Annotated in this window: 16 protein-coding genes; 4 read left to right on the top strand and 12 right to left on the bottom strand. The window is 71.5% G+C overall.

Features of this window, described 5'->3' with window-relative positions; genetic code table 11:
• Both UK12_RS01360 and UK12_RS01355 read left to right on the top strand, forming a co-directional pair.
• Window positions 1–1,130: cytochrome P450 (locus tag UK12_RS01360; protein ID WP_045298399.1), on the top strand; the 1,130-nt coding region annotated here is incomplete at its 5' end.
• Between the two features lie 273 nt (window positions 1,131–1,403).
• Window positions 1,404–1,814 (top strand): hypothetical protein, encoded by a 411-nt coding sequence (locus UK12_RS01355; protein ID WP_052681326.1) that lies wholly within the window; start codon window positions 1,404–1,406, stop codon window positions 1,812–1,814.
• Between the two features lie 26 nt (window positions 1,815–1,840).
• Here UK12_RS01355 and UK12_RS01350 read toward each other — a convergent pair whose 3' ends face one another.
• Window positions 1,841–2,098 carry a hypothetical protein gene (locus UK12_RS01350; RefSeq protein ID WP_045298398.1) on the bottom strand — a complete coding sequence of 86 codons (258 nt, stop codon included), beginning with the start codon at window positions 2,096–2,098 and terminating at the stop codon, window positions 1,841–1,843.
• A 198-nt stretch (window positions 2,099–2,296) separates the two neighbouring features.
• Here UK12_RS01350 and UK12_RS01345 point away from each other — a divergent pair, with 198 nt between their 5' ends.
• Complete coding sequence (locus UK12_RS01345) at window positions 2,297–2,770, top strand: hypothetical protein (protein ID WP_045298396.1); 474 nt, start codon at window positions 2,297–2,299, stop codon at window positions 2,768–2,770.
• A gap of 90 nt (window positions 2,771–2,860) precedes the next feature.
• The gene (locus tag UK12_RS01340; protein WP_045298394.1) at window positions 2,861–4,675 is read left to right on the top strand and encodes an NAD-binding protein; all 1,815 of its coding nucleotides are present in this window, start codon (window positions 2,861–2,863) and stop codon (window positions 4,673–4,675) included.
• A 116-nt stretch (window positions 4,676–4,791) separates the two neighbouring features.
• On the opposite strand, the gene UK12_RS01335 is transcribed toward UK12_RS01340, so the two are convergent.
• From UK12_RS01335 to hppD, 11 genes are all read right to left on the bottom strand, one after another.
• On the bottom strand, window positions 4,792–5,568 hold the full coding sequence (locus UK12_RS01335; protein ID WP_045298393.1) for an enoyl-CoA hydratase: 777 nt from the start codon (window positions 5,566–5,568) through the stop codon (window positions 4,792–4,794).
• A gap of 145 nt (window positions 5,569–5,713) precedes the next feature.
• Window positions 5,714–6,760: an enoyl-CoA hydratase/isomerase family protein gene (locus UK12_RS01330; protein WP_045298391.1), complete on the bottom strand. Its 1,047-nt coding sequence runs from the start codon at window positions 6,758–6,760 to the stop codon at window positions 5,714–5,716.
• A gap of 130 nt (window positions 6,761–6,890) precedes the next feature.
• Window positions 6,891–8,168: an ATP-grasp domain-containing protein gene (locus UK12_RS01325; RefSeq protein ID WP_045298389.1), complete on the bottom strand. Its 1,278-nt coding sequence runs from the start codon at window positions 8,166–8,168 to the stop codon at window positions 6,891–6,893.
• On the bottom strand, window positions 8,165–9,382 hold the full coding sequence (locus tag UK12_RS01320; RefSeq protein ID WP_231590990.1) for an ATP-grasp domain-containing protein: 1,218 nt from the start codon (window positions 9,380–9,382) through the stop codon (window positions 8,165–8,167). Before UK12_RS01320 ends, UK12_RS01325 begins: the two co-directional genes overlap by 4 nt.
• Entirely contained in the window at window positions 9,333–10,700 is a 1,368-nt protein-coding gene (locus UK12_RS42905) for an MFS transporter (RefSeq protein WP_045298385.1), read from the bottom strand. Before UK12_RS42905 ends, UK12_RS01320 begins: the two co-directional genes overlap by 50 nt.
• A gap of 95 nt (window positions 10,701–10,795) precedes the next feature.
• On the bottom strand, window positions 10,796–12,412 hold the full coding sequence (locus tag UK12_RS01310; RefSeq protein WP_231590982.1) for an amino acid--tRNA ligase-related protein: 1,617 nt from the start codon (window positions 12,410–12,412) through the stop codon (window positions 10,796–10,798).
• Window positions 12,413–12,734: 322 nt separating this feature from the next.
• Window positions 12,735–13,595 carry a polysaccharide deacetylase family protein gene (locus UK12_RS01305; protein WP_045298383.1) on the bottom strand — a complete coding sequence of 287 codons (861 nt, stop codon included), beginning with the start codon at window positions 13,593–13,595 and terminating at the stop codon, window positions 12,735–12,737.
• 138 nt (window positions 13,596–13,733) lie between these two features.
• The gene (fahA, locus tag UK12_RS01300; RefSeq protein WP_045298382.1) at window positions 13,734–14,948 is read right to left on the bottom strand and encodes a fumarylacetoacetase; all 1,215 of its coding nucleotides are present in this window, start codon (window positions 14,946–14,948) and stop codon (window positions 13,734–13,736) included.
• Complete coding sequence (locus UK12_RS01295) at window positions 14,945–15,766, bottom strand: hypothetical protein (RefSeq protein ID WP_045298381.1); 822 nt, start codon at window positions 15,764–15,766, stop codon at window positions 14,945–14,947. The genes fahA and UK12_RS01295 overlap by 4 nt, the downstream gene beginning before the upstream one ends.
• Window positions 15,763–16,965 carry a homogentisate 1,2-dioxygenase gene (locus tag UK12_RS01290; RefSeq protein ID WP_045298380.1) on the bottom strand — a complete coding sequence of 401 codons (1,203 nt, stop codon included), beginning with the start codon at window positions 16,963–16,965 and terminating at the stop codon, window positions 15,763–15,765. Before UK12_RS01290 ends, UK12_RS01295 begins: the two co-directional genes overlap by 4 nt.
• Before the next feature lie 28 nt (window positions 16,966–16,993).
• Window positions 16,994–18,202 (bottom strand): 4-hydroxyphenylpyruvate dioxygenase, encoded by a 1,209-nt coding sequence (gene hppD, locus UK12_RS01285; RefSeq protein WP_045298379.1) that lies wholly within the window; start codon window positions 18,200–18,202, stop codon window positions 16,994–16,996.
• Between the last annotated feature and the right edge of the window lie 688 nt (window positions 18,203–18,890).

Raw genomic sequence — 18,890 nt, 5'->3', positions numbered from 1 at the left:
GTACCGACCCCCGCACCGGCAGAGGCTTCCACGCCCTGGTCCGGCACGCCGACGTGGTCGCCGCCAGCCGTACGCCCGAGGTCTTCGTCAGCGCCCCCGGCGTCACCACCCCCGAACCGGCCCGCTGGGTCCGCGCGCTGTTCGGCGACTCCATGGTCAACCTGGACGATCCGCGCCACGCCGACCTGCGCCGGATCGTCTCCCGGGCCTTCACCCCGCGCCTGATCGCCAGGGTCGAGGACGACATCCGGCAGGTGGCCACCCGGATCGTGGACGAGGTACTGGCCCGCCGCCCGGAGGATTTCGTCGGTGCCGTCGCCGCCGAACTGCCCTACCAGGTCACCTGCAACATGATGGGCATCCCGGAGCAGCAGCGCCGCGAGATCCTCCGGCAGGTCAACCACGCCTCCGAGCACACCGGCGTCGCCCGCAGCCGCCTGCGCGTCCCCGGGCGCGGGCTGCGCGCCCTGGCCCGGATGCAGGCCGTGATCGCCGCCCTCGGCCGGGAACGCCGGCGGCGGCCCACCGACGACCTGATCTCCGCACTGGTCACCGCCGATGTCGACGGCAAGCACCTCAACTCCCGTGAGCTGGGCGCCTTCTTCTCCCTGCTGCTGGTGGCCGGCGCCGAGACCACCCGCAACGCGCTCGCACACGGGCTCCACCTGCTGACCGACCATCTCGACCAGCGTGAACTGCTGCTCTCCGACCTCGATGCCCACCTCGGGAACGCGGTCGAGGAGATCGTCCGGTACTCGACCCCGATCATCCAGTTCCGCCGCACCCTGGCCGCCGACCACGAACTGGGCGGTCCCGGCGGCCCGCTGCTGGCCAAGGGCGACAAGGCGGTCCTCTTCTTCGGCTCGGCCAACCGCGACGAGGCCGTCTTCACCGACCCCGACACCTTCGACATCACCCGCTCGCCCAACCCGCACCTGGGGTTCGGCGGCGGCGGACCGCACTTCTGCCTCGGCGCCTACCTCGCCCGCCAGGAGATGAAGGTCCTGCTGCGCGAGCTCTACACCCGCCTGCCGGACCTGCGCTCGGTCGGCGAACCGGAGCTGATCCCGTCCAACTTCGACAACCGGGTCAGGTCGCTGCGCTTCACCTTCACGCCGCCGGGCCGCTGAGCCAGCAGCGTTTCGTACGGTTTGCCCGCGCCGGTTGTCCGTTCCGGCGCGGGCTGCGGGCCGCCGCCGCCGCTTAACGTTCCGGCACCGCCACGGGAGCAGCCGACAGTCGGCAGCAGCCGTGGCGAACGACGTCCGGAACCACCCCGTACGCGGGGGAGAGGCGGCCACGGTGCACCTGTCCACGCCTGACAGCCATGACTGGCTGATCCGCTGGTGCACCTGCCGTTGCGGACCAATCCGCTTCCGGTGGATGGGTGGCCGCAGGACAGGATGCGTCGGCTCGACCTGGTGCTGCTGCACCACTCGCTGCAGTTCGCGCCCGCGCGCTGGAAGGAGCTGCGCGGCCGGCTCGGCCGGGGCCGTCGGCAGAGCGTGCAGCTGCCCGACCCGGACCACCCGCACGACCTGCCCGTCGACCACCGGGCACGCCACTACCGGGAGAACCGGGACCTGTTCCACGAGCACCTGCACGCCGGGACGCTCTTCATGACCGGCAGCGCGAAGGCGTTCAGGGAGACCACCCGGAACTTCCTCGACATCGCCAGGCACGGCCCCGGCCATGTCCGCAGCCACCCGAACCACCCGCACTTCTGCACGGAGTTCCACTCCAACGACGGCATCCTCGGCCGGGCCCGCGAGATCCACGTCGAGTACTGCGACCGGTGGGACCCGCCGCGCTGAGACCGACCGGCCGCCGGTGGGTGCGGTCAGGCGGGCCGGCTGCCGACCGCGTCCCGGATCTGCTCGCCGAGGCCGCCGTCGCGGCGGGCGCAGTTTGCACAGCAGAAGAACTTGCCCGAGACCTCGACGCCGTGCCCGACGATCCGCACCTGGCAGTACTCGCAGCGGGGCGCCAGCTTCTCCATGGCGCACTCGAAGCTGTCGAACACGTAGCTGTCGCCGGTGACCGTCCGGATCTCGAAGGCCAGCCAGTAGTCGTTGTTGCACACCACGCAGACCGCCATGGGGGGTGTCCTCTTCCCTGCCTCGCTCGGGTTCCCGGTCCGGACTCGGCCGGTCGGTCCGAGTCTCGGGCGCCCCCGCAGGGGCGGCAATCGGCGCGCGGCCGAACGGATATCCGTCCGCCCGCTGCCGGGCCCGCCGGGTCTGCCCGCCGCCCGCCGGGGCGGAGGTGTCGGACCCCGGCGGTAGCGTCTGAAGGTATGGGCGACGTCTTCGAGCTTTCGATCGCGATGGATCTGCGTGGCGACCTCTCGGCGGGGGAGGTCGCCGAGCTCCGCTGGCACCTCGGGCTGGGGCCGATGCCGGAGAGCCCGAGCATCGTGCCCGAGTTCCCGTCCGTGGTGGCGGACGACGCCGGCGGGCCCGTCGTCGAGGACCGCCCCGGGCCCCTCCTGGGCCGGCAGGGCGAGGGGCTGAAGGTGCCCGGAGCGCTCGTCTCCGTGCTGCTCTCGCGCGAGGCGGCCCCGAACGGGGGCTGGGTGATGACCGCCCGGCAGGAGGTCCACCCGGACGAGTTCGACCGGGTCGGTGGGCTGCTGAGCTGGCTGGCGACCAGGGCCGGCGAGGGCCATCGGCGGTCCGACGGCAGTGTCCACGTGGGCTGGATCAGGTACTACGAGTCGGACCGGCCCGAACCGCTGACCGTCCGGGACGGCGAGGTCGGCTGGCCGTAGCGAGACCTGAACCGGTATCGGTGCGAACGCAAGTGCGATCGGTTACCCGCAAGCCACCCGTCGGACCGCTTCGATCAGTAGAATCCGACGATGACTCAAGAGGGGCGGGGGCCCGACCCGGTCGAGCAGTTCGCCAACCACTATGTGGTGTGCGGGGGGAACGCGCTCGCGCACCGGCTGATCCGTGAGCTCATCGAGCAGTACGACGTCCCGGTGGTGGCCCTGGTGCCGAACCTCGCCCGGGACCACGGCCCGCAGATCCTTCAACTCCAGGGCGTCAGCGCCGTCCTGGAGTACGCGACCATCACGGACGAGGCGCTGCGCGCCGCCCGGGTGGAGAGTGCCCGGGGGGTCGCACTGGTGGACGCCTCGGACCAGGAGAACATCCACGCCGCGCTGAACGCCCAGGGGCTCAACCCCGGGATCCGCGTGGTGTTACGGATGTTCAACCAGCGGTTGGGCGAGCACATCGAGCGGCTGCTGCACAACGGTTCGGCGCTGTCCGGTTCGGCCACCGCCGCGCCCGCCTTCGCCAACGGTGCGCTCGGGCGGCCCAACTCGGTCCGGGTGGGTGACCGTTACCTCTACGTCGCGTACGACGAGGACATCCACGCCAGCCAGATCTGCGTGGTGGCGGACGGGATCGACCGGCAGGACCTGGGCCGGCTGCGGCTGCTGCCCGACACGGCCGGACGGGCGGCCGAATTCATCGCGCTGGCCCGCCGGTTCGGCGAGGAGGGGCCGATAGAGCTGGGCGCCCGTCCCGGCGGCCCCGAGCCACAGACCGCCGGGGGGATCGCCGCCCTCCAGACGCTGACCAGCGAACCACCGCTGGCCATCCCGTGGTTGACCAGGCTGCGCTGGGGCGTGCTGGACGCGCTTCGGTTCTTCACCAGCGCCCGGCTGCGGCTGGTGCTGATCACCGCCATGGTGGCGGTGCTGGTCGGCGCGATGGTGATCTGGTACTTCAACGGGCACCTCGGCTGGGCGCTCTACTTCACCCTGCTGGACATGGCGGGTGCCGCGCAGCCGGACCAGCCGGGGGTGGCCGAGGCGGGGGCGCTCTGGCAGCGGGCGGCCCAGGTGGTCATCACCTTCTGCGGGATCACCTTCGTCCCGGTGCTCACCGCGATCGTGGTGGACGCGCTCTCCACCGGGCGGCGCGGCCTGCCGAGGGCTCCCGGCGCGGGAACCCGGGACCACGTCATCGTGGTCGGCCTCGGCAACGTCGGCACCCGGGTGGCGACCCTGGTCCGGGAGGCCGGGGTGCCGGTGGTCTGCATCGAGCGGGACCCGCAGGCGCGGGGCATCGCGGCCGCCAGGGCGCTGGGCATCCCGGTGGTGGTGGGCGACGGCCCGCTGGAGAGCCAACTGCGGCGCGCCCGGGCCAGGTCCAGCCGCGCGGTGGTGGCGGTCACCGACGACGACGCGACCAATCTGGAGGCGGCGCTGGAGGCGCGGGCGGTCCGCAGCGAGGTACGGATCGTGGTCCGGCTCTTCGGCGACGACTTCGCCCACCACGTCTACGCCACCCTGGGCAACGTGGTGTCCCGCTCGGTCTCCTACCTCTCCGCGCCGGCCTTCGCCGCCTCCCTGATGGGCCGCGACGTGCTGGGCACCCTCTCGGTCTACCGGCACGTGCTGCTGATCGCCGAACTCACCGCCGAGGACGGCACCGGGCTGGTCGGCCGGAACCTGCACGACATCGAGGAGCCGGGCGGCGTACGGGTGATCGCCGTACGGCTCGCCCGGCGGCCCGAGGACTACCAGTGGAACTACGCGGACCGGGTGCGGCAGCTGGCACCCGGTGACCGGATCGTGGTCGCGGCCACCAGGGCCGGGCTGGCCCGCATCAACGCCGTGGTACCCCAGGAAACCGCTCTGGAGCAAGGACAGAGCCGGTAGGGGCGCGGGGAACTGCGCAACCAGCCATGCACGGAGGTGAATGGTTTCTCGCGCAGTTCCCCGCGCCCCTCAGGGTTCACCCTTGTCCCTGGTGAGGGCTCGCTGCTGCGGCTGAGCTACCGGTGCTGGAAGGACGGCTTGCGCTTCTCGGCGAAGGCGGCCATGCCCTCCTTCTGGTCGGCCGTGGCGAAGGCGGCGTGGAAGAGCCGGCGCTCGAAGCGGACGCCCTCGGCGAGGGTGGTCTCGAAGGCCCGGTTCACGCTCTCCTTCATCATCACGGCCGCCGGGGTGGACATCGCGGCGACCTTCTCGGCGGTGGCCAGCGCCTCGGTGAGCAGGTCGGCGGCGGGGACGATGCGGGAGACCAGGCCGGCCCGCTCGGCCTCCTCGGCGCCCATCATCCGGCCGGTCAGGCAGAGTTCCATCGCCTTGGCCTTGCCGATCGCCCGGGTGAGCCGCTGCGAGCCGCCGATGCCGGGGATGACGCCCAGCTTGATCTCCGGCTGGCCGAACTGCGCGGTGTCGGCGGCCAGCAGGATGTCACAGAGCATCGCCAACTCGCAGCCGCCGCCCAGCGCGTAGCCGGCCACGGCCGCGATCACCGGCTTGCGCAGCCGGCCGAGCTCGTCCCAGGGCGCGAGCCAGTCGTCCAGGTAGACCTCGGGGAAGTGGTTGTCCTGCATCTCCTTGATGTCCGCACCGGCCGCGAAGGCCTTGGCCGAACCGGTGACCACCAGCGCGCCGATCTCCGGGTCGCGGTCGAAGGCCTTCGCGGCGTCCACGACCTCGTTCATCAGCCGGCTGTTCAGCGCGTTCAGCGCCTCGGGCCGGTTGAGCGTGATCTGCCCGACCCGGCCCTTGCGCTCCACCAGGATCGTCTCGTACTCGGTCATCGCCTCTGACTCCCACTACAGCTCGACGGCATCCGCCCTGACGAGCCAACAATCCCGGACCGGGCCACCGGGCGCCAGTCTCGACAGGCGAGATGATGGTCACCCGGGGGCCCCGATGGCCGGCCCGGCCAGCCAGTGGGGCCGGTCAGCCGAGCCGGGCGGTGAGCCCCAGACCGCCGTCCGCCTGCGGGGTGAAGAAGTGCCCGACCTCCTCGGCGGTGACCTCGGCGAGGGTGGCGGGGTGCCAGCACGGGTTGCGGTCCTTGTCGACCACCTGGGCGCGGATGCCCTCGACCAGGTCGTGGGTACTGAGCGCGGCGCAGGAGACGCGGTACTCCTGCTCCAGGGTCTCGGCCAGCGTGGCGTGCGCGCGGGCCCGGCGCAGCGCGGCCAGGGTCGCCTTGAGCGCGGTCGGGGACTTGGCCCCGATCTGCTCGGCGGCCTCCTTGGCCTCCGGCACGCCGCTGGCGAGCAGCCGGTCGAGGATCTCCTCCACCGTGTCGGCGGCGTAGCAGCTGTCGATCCACTCCCGCTGTTCGGCGATCTCCGCGGCCGGGGCCTCGGCGGCGTACGCGTGCACGGCCTCGGCGGCGTCGCGATCGGCCAGTGCGGCGGTGAAGGCGGCCAGCGACCCGGTGGGGACGAAGGTGTCCGCGAAGCCGAGCAGGACGGCGTCGCCGGGGCCCATCGAGGCGGCGGTCAGGCCGAAGTGGGTGCCCAGTTCGCCGGGGGCGTGGGCGAGCAGGTGGCTGCCGCCGACGTCCGGGACCAGCCCGATCCTGGTCTCCGGCATGGCCACCTGGGAGCGCTCGGTGACCACCCGGATGCCGCCGTGCGCGGAGAGGCCGACGCCGCCGCCCATGGTGATGCCGTCCATCACCGCGACGTACGGCTTGGCGTACCCGGCGATGGCGGAGTTCAGCAGGTACTCGTCCCGGAAGAACTGCCGGGCCCCGGAGCCGCCGAGCTTGGCGTCGTCGTGCAGGGCACGGATGTCCGCCCCGGCACAGAGTCCGCGCTCGCCCGCGCCGGTCAGCACGACGGTGGCGACGCGCCCGTCCTCGGCCCAGGCGTCGAGCGCCTGGTGGATCCGCAGCAGCATGTCGTGGGTGAGGGCGTTCAGGGCCCTCGGCCGGTTGAGCACGATGTGGGCGGCGCGGCCGTCGGTGTGCAGTAGTACGTCCGTGGTCATGGCGCGTCCGTCTCCTCGCTGTCCGGGCAGGATCACAGGGCTGTGCAAGATCCACGGACACCGTACTCACCGCGGGCGGCGCACACTATCCGGGGGCGCGGCAGGCGTCCGCGCCCCCGGGGCGGGCCGGCTAGGCGTAGGTGAACGGCCGGTAGGCGGTGAGCCGTTCGAAGTCCCTGGCCAGGGCGTCGAAGTCGTGGTTCCAGACCAGGAAGGTGCCGCCGACCGTCAGCAGGTCCGCGGTCTGCTCGACCCGCTGGCCGGGTGCCACCGTCCAGCGCATCTCGTAGGAGCTCTCCAGCTCCGGTTCGACCAGTGTGCTCACCACCCCGGCCTGCAAGGGGAGGCAGGCGTCGAAGCAGTACGCCTGCTCGCCCTCGTACGGGCGGCTGGGCACCCCGCTCTCGATCTCGAACGCCAGGTTGACCAGGGCCCTGCCGTAGTGGCGCTGCATCGCGGCGAGGCCGGACATGCCCTTGAAGCGGGCGCCGACCTCCAGGAAGACCAGCTCGTCCGCCTCGGTACGGAACAGCTCCAGGTGGGAGGCACCGTCGGGGCGGCCGAGGGCGTCCAGCGCGCGGTCGGCGAAGGCGACCATCCGGGCCACCCGGGGGTCCTCGTCGAGCAGGTTGATGTCGGCGTTGACCCGCCCGCCCGCCACCTCGGCCGAGTTGACCAGGTACTCGGTGACGCCGCCGAAGACCGTCCGGCCCCGGGCGGAGACGATGTTGACGCTGTAGATGGTGCCGGCGATGTACTCCTCGTACTCGTAGGGCCGCCCCAGCTCGCCGTCGGCGGGCAGCGCCGCGAAGTCCTGGTAGGAGTGGACGAACAGGACGCCGTTGGAGCCCGCCGAGTCGGTCGGCTTGAGGACGAACGGCAGCCCGACGAGCGCGGTGAGCTCGGCGAAGTACCGCTCGGCGCCAGCCCGGTGGCGCTCGGCCTCCCACGGCCCGTACACCGGCACCCGGACGCCCGCCGCCGCGACCCGCTGCTTCATCACCAGCTTGTCCAGGAACGGCACGATGTCCGCCGGACGCGGTCCGGCGAGGCCGAGGCGCTCGCGGACCCGCGCGGCGCCGAGCAGGTTCTGCTCCAGGTAGCAGTGCACGGTCAGCTCCGCCGCCGGGGTGTCGCGCAGCAGCTCGGCGACGACCGCGGTCGCCGCGTCGGCGTCGACCTGGGCGGCCAGCAGCGGCTCGGGCTCGGGCTGGGAGGCGGCTACCACGTGGACGCTCTCGAACCAGCCGCGCTGGTCTTCGGTGAGATGCGGCTCGTCCAGCGCGGTGCAGACCAGGATCAGCCGGACCGACTCCCGGTCCTCGAACAGACCGGGGTCGAAGGCCTCCAGGCCACGGGTGCCGACGATCACTGCGGTGTGCGGCGCGCGCCGCTCACGGGGGGTCATGCGGGTACTCCTTGCAGGGTCCTCAGCTGACGAGGAGCGGTCAGGTCGTTGTTGGGGTTGTCGCCGAGCGGCTCGCCGTTGACGACGGTGCGGCGGCGGGCGTCGAGCACGGCCCGGTGCAGCTGCTCGGGTGTCCCGGCGGTCACCACGAACATCGCCACCGCGTCCAGCTGGTCCGAGCGGCCGCTCAGCGGCTTGCCCAACTCCTTGGTGACCCGGACGAATCGGGCCGTGTCGGGGAAGGAGATGTCGCGCAGCTCGGTGGTGCCGGGCCGGGGCAGCACCAGGCACTCGGCGGTCCAGCGGACGTTGCGGCCGAGTGCGGAGGTGTCCGGGGCCAGACCGCAGCCGAGGTCGGTCAGCAGTTCCTGGTACCGGATGTCGTGGGCGAGCCCGAAGGTCACCGTGGCGGCCACCCCCGCCGCCCTGAGGTTGAAGTCGATCAGCTCGATCGGCCCCTCCTCGGGCACCATCACCTCCAGGTGGGTCGGCCCGTGGGTGATCCCCAGGAAGCGGTGGAACGCCACCGCCGCCTCGGCGATCTCGGCGTACCTGGGGTGCTGGTAGGGGAAGATGGTGCCCTGCTCGACCACCGGGTCGGCGGCCAGGACGTACCGGCCCATCAGCCCGACCACCCGCACCTCGCCGCCGAAGACCAGCGACTCGACCGACAGCAGCTCGCCCTCGGCCTTCTGCTCCAGCACGAAGGCCGCCGCCCGCCCCAGCACGTAGTCGCGGGTCACCCCGCCGGCCAGCGTGGCGCGCCCGATCTCCTCGGCGGCGGCCCGCAGTTCGGGCAGCGAGGAGACGGTGAAGCAGAGCGCGCTGCCGGTGCCGTGCACGGGCTTGAGGATCGCCGGGCCCGGGAAGCCCCAGCTCTCCCAGCCCAGCGCGGTGGCCAGGTCGGTGGAGCCCAGCCGGGAGAGCCCGGCACCGTGCAGCCGGCTGCGCACCGCGCCCTTGTCCAGGGCGTCGCGGATCACCGCCGCCCCGCTGGTGGGCAGGCCGACCCGCTCGCGCAGTTCGGCGTCGAAGGGCAGCGCGCCCTCGAAGGCGGCGTAGCTGCCCGCGATCTCGTAGCGGGCGCAGATCTCGTCCAGGACCGCCCGGATCTGCTCCTCGTCCGACCAGGAGTCGACCGGGAACAGCTCGTCGACCAGGCCGTCAGGAACCCTGAACGGCCCGCTGTGCGGCAGCGGGCTCCGGTTGACCACGACGACCTCCAGGCCGCGCGCCTTGGCCGCGGCGGCCACCAGCGAGACGTGGTTGACCAGTTCCAGCAGGACGAACGCTTTCTTCACGGGGACTCCCTTGTCGACTGGTGCGCTGGGACAGCTCCCAGCCGGTGACGGTCAGCGCGATGAGCAGCAGGTCGAGGCCGATCGCCCAGCCGCTGCCGAGCCGGTCCATCGCCCAGGAGAAGACGAAGCCGAGGACGGCCATCAGGCTGTAGCCCGCGGCGGAGAGCAGTCCGACCACCGAGGAGACCTTGGCGTCGGGCGTGTGGGCGATCAGCCGCTTGTACTGGTGGGCCCAGATGACCTCGCAGCCCAGGACCATCCCGACGAACACGGCCAGCGTCAGCGCGAGGCTGCCGCGGGACAGCGGCAGCGCTGCGTACAGCAGGGTGGCGGCGGTGGCCACGGCGAGGTTGAGCCCGCGCTGCCGGGCCTCCGGCACCAGGCCGCGCCGGCTCAGGTACTGGTACAGGAAGAGGCCCGCGATGACCGCCAGCGACTCCGCGGTGAAGAACAGCGCCGTTCCCGACTCGCCCATCGAGAACCAGAGTTGCGGCGCGGCGGTGATCAGCACCTCGTAGGTGGCCTGGAAGGCGCTCACCGACAGCACGATGTAGAAGACGGCGGAGGAGACCACCGGGCTGCGGGCGATGATCCGGGCGGCGGCCTTGACGCCCTGGACGACGCCCTCCCGTTCGCCCGCCGCGCTCCTGGCCTCCGCCATCCTGGCCGTGTTGGGCCTGACCAGGGCGAACAGCGCCGCGGCGATCAGGAAGGTGGACAGGTCGATCACCACCACCGTCGTCATCCCGACGAAGTGCAGGATGAAGGTGCCGACCGCGCCGGCCACCGCGATGGCGATGAACAGGCTGGAGTTGAAGACCGCCGAGTACAGGTTGGTCTGCTCCCGGTCGAAGAACTGCACCAGCGCCTTGACCCGAGCGGTGTTGACGGCACTGTTGAGCAGGGCCCGGGTGAAGATGACGCCGACTGCGACGGGGAACCGGTCCGGTGACAGGCAGGCCAGGAACAGCGCGGTGACCGCTGCCGCCGTCAGGTTCAGCCACAGCAGCAGCTTCCTGGCGTCGGAGCGGTCGATGCGGTGCGAGGCGAGCAGGCCGACGAACAGATTGGCGATCCAGTCGGCGGCGAAGACGGCGGAGGCGAGCGTGGCGCTGCCGGTCTCGCCGAACACGAAGGCCACGTACGAGATCATCAGCAGCTTCGAACCGAACAGCGAGATGAACGAAGCCGCGTAGCTCAACAGGAAGTTGCGGTTGAGGTAGACGCCCATGGGTGTGCCCTCCTTGGCGGGCGGGGCTCGGCGGGGGAGTGCGGCCGGGGCCCGCCGCCCGGGCAGGGCGGCGGACCCCCGAGCCACGGCGAGGGTTACGGGCGGTGGACGCTCTCCGGCCACTTCAGGTCCTCGTTCACCCGGGACACCAGCGGGATGTCGCGGATGTCGTGGTGGTTGAGGACCCACATCAGGAAGCGCTCCAGGCCCATCCCGAAGCCGGAGGTGCGCATCGGGAGTTCCTCCTTCATCTCGGCGTACCAGGCGTAGTCCCGCTCGGGGACCTTGTGCATGGTCAGCGCCTGGCGCATCTGCTCGGCGTTGCTGTGGCGCTCGCCGGAGCCGACGACCTCGCCCATGCCGAAGTACAGGTCGGCGTTGGCCGCAGTGCGCCCCTCCGGGTCGCCGAAGGCCTGGTAGAACGGCACCGACAGGTGGTCGAAGTGGGTGACCCACATGAACTCGTTGACCATCTCCATCAGCCGGTGCTCGCCCTTGCGGGTGAGGGTGCGCCAGCTGCCCTCGTCCCGGACGGTGCCCTCCTCGCCGTCGAGCAGACTCACGGCCTCCTCGAAGGTGATCCGGGCGAACGGGCCGCGGTGCTCGGCCATCCGGCTGAGGTGCGAGGTGTCGCCGGCGGCCAGCGCGATCCGGTCGCCGTAGGTCTCCAGGCAGGCCTTGGCGAGCGCCTTCACATAGCCCTCGACGTAGTCGATCAGGTCGTCGATGCCGCCGGGGATCTCGGCCTCGCTGTGGCTGTACTGGCCGAGGTGGGTCTCGTCCGGCTCCTCACCGCGCCACGAGGGCATGATGTTGTAGCAGCCGCCGGGGGCCAGGCGGGTGCCGTACTCCAGCATGAACTGGTTGGAGTCGGGCAGGTAGGTGTCCACCCCGCTGACGGTGACCGGCACCGGCTCGGAGTCGCTGCCCAGGCCGCTCGGGCAGGTGATGGTACGGACCGTCAGGGGCAGGTACAGGGCCTTCAGACCGCGCGAGCGGGCGTACTCGACCGTGGTCGAGAGCATCAGGTCCTGCAGGTCGGCGACCAGGGTGTACCAGGGCGAGCGCAGCGACTTCAGAAAGGCGCCCGGCTCGTTCCCCCAGCTGACGGGGGGGCGGATGGCGGTCTGGGAAAGGGCGCTGAAATTGTCTATCGTGGTCATGCTTCGACTCCGAATCATGGGGTCCGATGGCACGCTCATCGCGACGGCCGCCTGACGCGGCCGGGTGAGCGCCAAATAGTCCTCGGTGTTCAAGGCGATGGAGAGATCGAGCCGGGCGGCGTTGAAGAAGATCTCGTCGTGGCCGAGCAGGTCGGGGTCGACCACCAGTTCCAGGTCCTCGTGGAACGTGAACGGTGTGATCGATCCGCAGACGGCTCCGGCGAGCTGTTCCGCGGTCCCGCGGTGGGCGAAGGAGGCTTCCTTGCCGTCGTACAGTCGCCTGATCCCCTCCAGGTCCACCAGCCGGTCCCCGGGGACGACCGCGAGGACGTAGCGGGAGGTCCGTTTGGAGAGTTTGACCCGGATCACCATGCACTTGGCCGCCTGCTCCAGCGGGTGCCCGCGGAGCTTGCTCGCGATCTCGGTCCTGCCCTCGGGCGGGTGGGGGATCAGCCGGTAGCGGGCGCCCTCGGATTCGAGGAGTTCCAGAAGTCGCCCGCAGAGTCCGGTGGTTTTCTCGTGCTCCAGTAGTTCCAGGGACGGCCTCATCGTCAATTGCCCCTCATCCATGCGCGGTTCACTGACCCGGACGGAATTGTGGGGGTAATTCCGCTGGGCGGCACCGGTGTTGAGTTGTGCGCGACTACGTGGAAGACCGTACGTGCTGGCGCGGGGAGCGGAAATGCGGGCCGGGGGACTTCATCAGGTCACCCGACAACCTCCCGGTCGGTGGGGAACTCCATCAACTCCCTTGGCCGGGGCTTGAATCTGACGGAGCCGGCATGGCAGCGCCCCCGGCCTGCGGATTGCTCCACGCAGGACGGGGGCGGGACGGGGCGGGACAGGCGTCGGGCTCGCGCGGCCGCGCCGCTCAGCGGGCCGGGTCGGGGAGGGTGAAGGTGTACCCGGCGTCGATCAGGCGCGGCAGGTAGGTCTTGAGGGCGGCCACCGTCTCGGAGCGGTCGGCGAAGCCGCCGACCTCGCTCTCCCCGGGGGAGAGCAGGGCACCGTCGTGGTTGAGGATGATCGATCCGGGCTTGGCCGCGCTCAGCACCCGGTCGACGATGGCCTGGGTGCCAGGTCTCGACCAGTCCACCGGGTCGACGGACCAGGCCACCGGGTTCAGCCCGAGGGACGCGCACACGGCCATCGAGGTACGGGTGAAGTGGCCGCCGGGCGCGCGGAACAGGGTCGGGGGCCGCACCCGGCCGACCCGGGTGATGATCTCGCTGGTGCGCTCGATCTCGCTGCGGACCTGCGCCTCGGAGAGCGTGCCGAGGTCGGGATGGGACCAGGTGTGGTTGCCCACCCGGTGTCCGGCCGCGACGACCTGGCGCAGGATGTCCGGGTTCTTCTCGACATTGGCGCCGATCACGAAGAACGTGGCGGTGATGCCGTACTGCCGCAGGACGGCCAGCACCTGCGGGGTGTAGGTGGGACTGGGGCCGTCGTCGAGTGTCAGGGCCAGCTCCTTGGGCCCCGCGTGCACGTAGTACTCCGGCTCCTCCGGGATCGCGGCGAGCGGCGCGGGCGAGGGGAAGGAGGGCGCGGCCGCCGTGGACGCCGCGGCGGCGGGTGTCGGCTGCGCCGGGGCCCCGCCCGGGGCGCTCGTCCCCGGTGCGGCGGGCGGCGTGGCGTTCTCCTGGGCGGCCGAACCGCAGGCGGTGAGCAGGGACGCTCCGCCGAGCGAGAGCAACAGCCGCCGGGAGACGACAATCTGACGATCACTCATCAACGCAGTATCATCCGCGCCCCGGGGCAGGTGCGTTCGACCCGCCCCTGCCCGACCGGCTGTCCACCGCGTGGCGCAGCCCTCTTGGACCACCCGAGGGCGGTCCAAGAGGGCTGTCCGGGGCTCTGCGGCAGCGGCCTACGGGACGATCCGGCCGGTGACCTCGCCGAAGCCGATCCTGGTGCCGTCGGGGCCGGGCGCGGTGGCGGTGATGGTCACCTCGTCGCCGTTCTCCAGGAAGGTGCGGGTGGTCCCGTCCGGCAGCTTGACCGGGTTCTCGCCGTTCCAGGTGAGCTCGATCAGGGCGCCCCGGCTGTCGACCTCGGGGCCGCTGACGGTACCCGAGGCGAACAGGTCGCCCGGACGCAGCGAGGCACCGTTGACGGTCAGGTGCGCGAGCTGCTGCGCCGCTGTCCAGTACATCGCGGCGAACGGCGGCCGCGAGATCGGGTGCCCGTTGAGCCTGACCTCCAGGGCGAGGTCGAGGCCCCAGGGCTCGGCCTCCCGGTCGTCCAGGTAGGGCAGCGGTTCGACGTCGCGGGCCGGCGGCGCCACCCGGGCGCGCTCCAGGGCGTCCAGCGGCACCACCCAGGGGGAGACCGAGGTGGCGAAGGACTTGCCGAGGAACGGGCCGAGCGGGACGTACTCCCAGGCCTGAATGTCCCGCGCCGACCAGTCGTTGAGCAGCAGCACACCGAAGACGTGCTCGCGGAACGCCGCCAGCGGCACCGGGCTGCCCAGCTCGGTGCCGGCGCCGACCACGAAACCGACCTCGGCCTCGATGTCGAGCCGCCGGGTCGGCCCGAAGGACGGCAGCGGGTCGGCGGGCGCCTTGCGCTGGCCGTGCGGACGGACCACCGGCGTACCGGAGACCACCACGGTGCCGGCCCGGCCGTGGTAGCCGATCGGCAGGTGCTTCCAGTTCGGCGTGAGCGGCTCGGAGCCGGGACGGAAGATCCGGCCCAGGTTGGTCGCGTGGTGCTCGGAGGCGTAGAAGTCGACGTAGTCGGCGACCTCGAACGGCAGGTGCAGGTCGACCTCGCCGCGGGCCAGCAGGCAGGGGCTGACGGCGGTGCGGTAGGACTCCTCGCTCAGCCAGGCGGTGAGCGCGGCGCGGACCTCGGTCCAGGCCGAACGGCCCGCCGCGAGCAGCGGGTTGAGCGAGTCGGCGTCCAGCAGTACCGAGGGCTCGCCGACCGCGCGCGCGGCGGCGCCCGCGTCCAGCACGAACTCGCCGACGGCGACACCGATCCGCCGCCGACCGGGCTGGTCGGGCGCGGTGAAGACGCCGTACGGCAGGTTGTGCAGGCCGAACGGCGAATCCTGCGGCACGGCGAGCCAGGTGGTGGTCAACGGTTCTCCAAGGGGTGTTCCAGCAGGCCGAGTGCGGCCAGATCGGCGAGCGGGTCGACGATGCTGCAGGTGCCGAAGGCGGTGAACGAGCTGCGGATGCCGTCGATCTGACAGTCCGTCAGTTCACCGGCGACCGCGGCGAGGGCCTTCCCCGAGCGCTCCGCGAGCAGCTCCCCGGCGCGCTCCGGCGCCCCGGCGGCCAGCAGGACGTTCAGGAAGCCGTGGTACTCGGAGCCGGTCGCCGCGTCGGTGTGCCGCACCGCGTTGTGCAGTCCCGCCGTGCACTTGTACGCCAGCTTGCGCTCGGCGCAGCCGGACACGAAGGCCGCCAGCTCCGCCTCGCTCGGGAACGCCTGGGGCGTCAGCCCGCCGGTGCGGAACTTCGCCCGGTATGGCGTCCCGACCAGCGCATCCAGCGAGCGCGCCAGGTCGCCGCCGTCACGCAGGATCTCGACCGCCGCCGTGACGCCGTCCGGCAGGAGCCGGTCGAGGGCGGCCACCACCTCCGGGACGGGCGTGGTGGCGGCGATCTCGACGGAGACCAGGTCGACGCCGGACGCCCGGCTCGCCGCCAGGGCCGGGCCGAGCTGCCCGACACCGCCCGGCAGCACCAGCACGACCTGCACCCCGGCGAGGTCCAGCGTGGTCAGCTCGTCCAGCCGGGCCGCCCCGCAGAGGAACGGGCCGACCGCCTCGGCGTACCACGCGGCCCGGTGCACCCGGTGGGCGGGCACCGCCTCGGGCAGCGACAGGTCCCCCGGGGGGAAGACGGCCGCGTCGTCGAACAGCCCCCGGAACAGCGAAGGGATACCGGTCACTGGGCCGGCCCCCGTCCGCCCGACCAGGTCCAGGCGTACTTCGGGTCCTCGCTCGCCGTCGCGCCCTCGCCGAGCTCCAGCGGACGGAAGGTGTCCACCATCACCGCGAGCTCGTCGAAGAACTCCGCGCCGATGCTGCGCTCGTACGCGCCGGGCTGCGGCCCGTGGGTGTGGCCGCCGGGATGCAGCGAGATCGAGCCCTGGCCGATCCCCGAGCCCTTGCGGGCCTCGTAGCTGCCGCCGCAGTAGAACATGACCTCGTCGCTGTCCACGTTGGAGTGGTAGTACGGCACCGGGATGGACAGCGGGTGGTAGTCCACCTTGCGCGGCACGAAGTTGCAGATCACGAAGTTCTCGCCCTCGAAGACCTGGTGGGCCGGCGGCGGCTGGTGGATCCGCCCGGTGATCGGCTCGTAGTCGCCGACGTTGAACGCGTACGGGTAGAGGCAGCCATCCCAGCCGACCACGTCGAACGGGTGGTGCGGGACCACGTACCGGGTGCCGGCCACCCCGTTCGGACCCCGGTGCTTGACCAGGATCTCCACGTCCGTGCCCTCGGTGAGCAGCGGCCCGACCGGTCCGCGCAGGTCGCGCTCGCAGTACGGCGCGTGCTCCAGCAGCTGGCCGTACTTCGACAGGTAGCGCCTGGCCGGGGTGATGTGGCTGTTGGCCTCGATGCAGTACGCGCGCAGCGGGGCGTCGCCGGTCGGCACCCAGCGGTGGGTGGTGGCCCGCGGGATGATCACGTAGTCGCCCTCGCCGACCTTCAGCGAGCCGAAGACCGTCTCCAGCGTGGCCGTCCCCGACTCCACGTACACGCACTCGTCGCCGAGCCCGTTGCGGTAGAGCGCGCTCGGCGCACCGGCGGCCACGTACCCGATCCGCACGTCGCCGTTGCCGAGCACCAGGCGGCGGCCGGTGACGGCGTCGGTGTTCTTCCACTCCTCGCCCGGGAACAGCTCGTGCAGCTTCAGGTGGCGGGGCTTGAGCGGCAGGTTCGGGGTGGTGGCGAGGCCGGGCAGCTCCCACGGCGTGGCGTCCACCATCGCGGAGGGGATGCCCTTGTGGTAGAGCAGCGAGGAGTCCGAGAAGAACCCTTCCTCGCCCATCAACTCCTCGTAGTACAGCCCGCCTTCGGGCGTACGGTGCTGGGTGTGCCGCTTGCGCGGGATGCTCCCCAGCTGCCGGTAGTGCGCCATGGTCCGGATCTCCCTCGAATATTGCAGCTCAGAGGTTGCCGCGCTTGTCCTGCTCGCGCTCCAGGGACTCGAAGAGCGCCTTGAAGTTGCCCTTCCCGAAGCCCAGCGAACCATGCCGCTCGATGAACTCGAAGAACACCGTCGGCCGGTCGCCCTGGGGCTTGGTGAAGATCTGCAGCAGGTAGCCGTCCTCGTCGCGGTCGACCAGGATGTGGCGCTTCTTGAGCTCCTCGACCGGGACGCGCACCTTGCCGATCCGGGCCCGCAGCTCCGGGTCGTCGTAGTAGGAGTCGGGGGTGGCGAGGAACTCAACGCCGTTGGCGCGCAGGACGTCCACCGTGGTCAGGATGTCGTTGGTGGCGAGTGCCAGGTGCTGGCAGCCCGGGCCGCCGTAGAACTCCAGGTACTCGTCGATCTGCGACTTCTTCTTGGCGATGGCCGGCTCGTTCAGCGGGAACTTCACCCGGTGGTTGCCGCTGGCGACGACCTTGCTCATCAGGGCGGAGTAGTCGGTGGCGATGTCGTCGCCGACGAACTCGGCCATGTTCACGAAGCCCATGACCCGGTTGTAGAAGCCGACCCAGTCGTCCATCCTGCCGAGCTCGACGTTGCCCACCGCGTGGTCGAGCGCCTGGAACAGCCGCTTGGGGGCGCCCTCGCGGCGCGCCACCCTGGTCTCGGCGGCGACGAAGCCCGGCAGGTAGGGGCCGTGGTAGCGGGAGCGGTCGATCAGGGTGTGCCGGGTCTCGCCGTAGGTGGCGATGGCGGCGCGGCGGACGGTGCCGTTCTCGTCCGAGACGTCGTTCGGCTCCTCCAGGATCGTCGCGCCCTGGGCGCGGGCGTGCTCGATGCACTTGTCCACGTCCGGGACCTCCAGCGACAGGTCGACCACGCCGTCGCCGTGGCGGCGGTGGTGGTCCAGCAGCGGGCTGTCCGGGGAGACCCCGCCCTGGATCACGAAGCGGCAGGAGCCCGAGCGCAGGACGAACGCCTTGCGGTCCCGGTGGCCGGTCTCCGGGCCCGAGTACGCGACCAGGTCCATACCGAAAACAGCCTGGTAGTAGTGGGCCGTCTGGGTCGCGTTGCCGACCACGAAGACGACCGCGTCCTGTGCGATGACCGGGAACGGGTCGCCGGCCGGGTCGTGCTCGACCAGACCCACCAGACGGCGCAGCTGAGCGGCGTCGAGGCCCGCGTCCAGCTCCTCGGGAGTGAGTTCAACGGCGTTGGCGGTCATCGGTGTTCCTCCACGTTGAGGCTTCCGCAGATCAGGGGTGGTGTCTGCGGCTGTGCGCAGAGCTTGCTCCTGACAGAGTCGCTGGGCAACAGTGGGACGTTCGGCTGTTCAATCTGTGCAAGATGAGCAGGTCGGCGGCGTAGCCGCTGGGCATATTGCCCAGCAGAATCGCGGAGTCTTGCCCTCCGCTACCGGCGTGCGCTATCGGGCCCGCCGGCCCGCCACCTCCACGGTACGGCGGTGCGCGGCGGCGCGCGGTGATCACCGGGACCGGGGGAATCGTCCGGGTGTCCGGGTTCCGAGGAGTCTCATGGCTCGATGGCGTACGCCTGCTCCGGCGTGCACCGGGAGCACGCGCTGTGGCCCGTCCGGAACGGCGGTGAGGCCGTCCTGGTCTGCTGAGCCTTCCTCGCCATCGCCGTGACCGGTCCGGGCGGGCTCGCCGTCGACCGGCTCCGCCCGCAGCTGCTCGGCCGGACGTCCAGGGTCGCCGGGCCCGTGGACTGGTGGAGCGTCAGAAGGCAAGTGTGGCCGGTCCGGAGCCTTTCGGCGGCTCCGGATCGGCCACAGCTCTTGACGGGAGCTTTACCCAACCCTAATCATCATGGTCGCGTCAACTCTTCGCGCCCCTCCCCAGGGTGGCGGCGGGTCGGGCGCTGTCCTCCTTGCCCGTCCCCCCTTGCCCGTC

The sequence above is a fragment of the Saccharothrix sp. ST-888 genome (assembly GCF_000955975.1).
In the GTDB taxonomy this organism is placed as follows: Bacteria; Actinomycetota; Actinomycetes; order Streptomycetales; family Streptomycetaceae; genus Kitasatospora.
Note: the sequence above shows the minus strand (reverse complement) of the source record. Positions and strands in the feature narration are given on the sequence as shown.